This window comes from Actinophytocola sp., assembly GCF_045807065.1.
Classification (GTDB): Bacteria; Actinomycetota; Actinomycetes; order Mycobacteriales; family Pseudonocardiaceae; genus Actinophytocola.
On the sequence record NZ_JBJMIE010000667.1, the window covers coordinates 1 to 2,680 of the forward strand.

Annotated in this window: 2 protein-coding genes and 1 pseudogene; all 3 read left to right on the plus strand. The window is 72.1% G+C overall.

Translation table 11 applies throughout. From position 1 onward, the window contains the following. A partial coding sequence (locus ACJ73U_RS39210) for an Hsp70 family protein (protein ID WP_407782846.1) occupies window positions 1-1,615 on the plus strand: 1,615 nt, incomplete at its 5' end. A gap of 158 nt (window positions 1,616-1,773) precedes the next feature. Then, complete coding sequence (locus ACJ73U_RS39215) at window positions 1,774-1,968, plus strand: DUF3046 domain-containing protein (protein WP_407782847.1); 195 nt, start codon at window positions 1,774-1,776, stop codon at window positions 1,966-1,968. A 172-nt stretch (window positions 1,969-2,140) separates the two neighbouring features. After that, window positions 2,141-2,680, plus strand: a pseudogene (locus ACJ73U_RS39220) (hypothetical protein); the annotation flags it as partial.

The following is a 2,680-nucleotide window of genomic DNA, read 5'->3' on the forward strand; positions in this document are numbered from 1 at the left end:
CGACGAGACGTCCCGCCAGCTCGGCGGCGCCACGCCCGACGAGGTCCGGCTGACCCACCCCGCCCAGTGGGGGCCGGTGCGCCGCAACGTCCTCCTCGCCGCCGCCCGGCTCGCCGGGATGGGCACCACCATCGTCCTCGTGCCGGAGCCCGTCGCGGCGGCCGCCCACTTCGCCTCGTTCCCTGGTCAGCAGCTCCTCCCCGGGCAGGCGCTGGCCGTGTACGACCTGGGCGCCGGCACCTTCGACGTCGCGATCGTGGCGGCCACCCAGACCGGGTACGCCGTTCTCGCCGAGGCCGGGCTGCCCGACCTGGGCGGTCTGGACGTGGACCAGGCGCTGCTGGAGCACGTCGGCCGGCAGGTGTCGATCCGCGACCCCAGCCGTTGGCAGCACATCCTGCGGCCCGAGTCCACCGGGGACCGCCGCGCCCGGCGCGCCATGGCCGAGGACGTCAAGGCCGCCAAGGAGGCCCTCTCCCGGCACCCGCAGACCGAGGTGCCGCTGCCGGAACCGTTCGAGGACGTGCTGGTGACGCGGGTGGAGCTGGAGGCGTTGATCCGGCCGAGCCTGCTGCGCAGCGTCGAGCTCCTCGCCGGCACCATCCGGTCCACGGGCATGATGCCGGACCGGCTCGTCGGCATCTACCTCGTCGGCGGGTCGTCCCGGATCCCGCTGATCGCGACGCTCATCGCGGAGCAGCTCAAGGTCGTGCCGTCGAGTCTGGACCAGCCCGAGACGGCCGTCGCGCTCGGCGCGCACCACATCACGCCGGAGGGCGTCAGCCTGCGGACGGCCAACATCGGGCCGGCGCAGGCACCGCCCACCGGTGGGTTCCGCCCGCAGGTGCCCCGAACAGGGGGCGCTCCGGTCTCTGGCCCGCTGCCGCAGCCCGGGCCGATGCCACCGCAGCCCGGTCCGGTGCCGTCGCTGGCCGGCCCGCACCCCATGCCCGCGATCGGCCCGACCTCCGGACCGAACCCGATGGCGTCGCCCCCGATCGGCAACCCGGTGCTCGGACCGCCGAGCACGGCGTTCCCCGCGCAGACCCCGCCGGTCGCGCGGCCGGGTTCCGGCCGGCGCAAGGCGCTGCTCGGGGTGGCCGCGGTCGTCGTGCTCGCGGTACTCGCCGTCGGTGCCGTGTTCCTCCTGCGGCCCAGCAGCGACCTGCCGACCGCCGAGAGCTGTCGGCAGAAGGGCGACCAGGACGGCGAGGGCTTCACCGAGTGCCTGCGCCAGCTCGCCGGCACCGTGGCCGACAGCGGTGACTGCAAGGTCGCCGACCGGGACACCGACGCGGACGCCGTGTGCGCGCTGCAGGACGGCTACCAGGTCATGTACGCCCACGTGGCGTCCGTGCAGGACGCGCAGAAGCTCGCCAACACCGAGCTGGCCGACATGACCGAGGGCGACCACGTCGAGGCCGAGTGGAAGGGCAACGGCCTGGACGGGCGCTGGCGAGCGGGGGTGAACGGCGGCACCGGCGTGCTGGTGTTCACCGTCAAGGACCGGCCGCTGGTCGGCTGGCTGACCAGGACCGAGCTGCGTGCCGCGGACGACTTCACGCCGGACACCCTCGGCGACTTCTTCGCCGAGCACGTCCAGCCCGGCACCTAGCGGCGCCGGTTCCGCAGTGCGATCACGCCGACCACGATCGACGCGACCAGGCCGGCGATGACGGCGATGTCCAGCAGCACCATCTCGAGGCCATTCGGTTCGAAGCTTGCCATGGCCGGATTCTCCCAGATCCCGACCGGCTCGTAGGCTGGTGACCGATGCGTATCACGGTGTTCCGCAAGCTCATGGCACAGGAGTTCGGCGAGGTCCGGGCCGACATGCTGGCACGCGACCACGTCTTCAGCTCCCTCGGCGGCCGCACGGTGGACCAGGCCCTGGAGGCCGGGCTCCAACCGAAGGAGATCTGGCGTGCGGTGTGCGACGCGTTCGAAGTGCCACCCGAGCGGCGGTAGTTTGGACGGCGTGTCGCGGTAAAGATCGAACACCCGTTCGGGTAGGGTGCCTGTCCACAGCAGGGTGAGTTGTCCACAGGCCGGCCCACCCGGACCGGAATTGTCGGTGCTTGCCGCTAACGTCGCCGGCGTGAGTGCAAAGCGGCCCAAGAACAGTCAAGGTGGAACTCAGATGGCACCAGCAGCCCCCGATCGCTCGAAGGCGTTGGAACTGGCCCTCGCCCAGATCGACAAGAACTTCGGCAAGGGATCGGTGATGCGCCTCGGCGACGAGAGCCGTCCGCCGATCGAGGTCATCCCGACCGGGTCCATCGCGCTGGACGTCGCGCTCGGCATCGGTGGCCTGCCGCGCGGGCGGGTCGTGGAGATCTACGGCCCGGAGTCGTCCGGTAAGACGTCGCTCGCCCTGCACGCGGTCGCCAACGCGCAGAAGGCAGGCGGCATCGCGGCGTTCATCGACGCCGAGCACGCGCTCGACCCCGAGTACGCGAAGAACCTCGGCGTCGACACCGACGCGCTGCTGGTGTCCCAGCCGGACACCGGCGAGCAGGCGCTGGAGATCGCGGACATGCTGATCCGCTCCGGCGCGCTCGACATCCTCGTCATCGACTCGGTCGCGGCACTCGTCCCGCGCGCCGAGATCGAGGGCGAGATGGGCGACAGCCACGTCGGCCTCCAGGCCCGGCTCATGAGCCAGGCGCTGCGCAAGATC

Excerpts from the sequence above, each read along its gene's own strand:
- ACJ73U_RS39215 (WP_407782847.1), top strand. The coding sequence starts at position 1,774 with ATGCGTATCACGGTGTTCCGCAAGCTCATGGCACAGGAGTTCGGCGAG.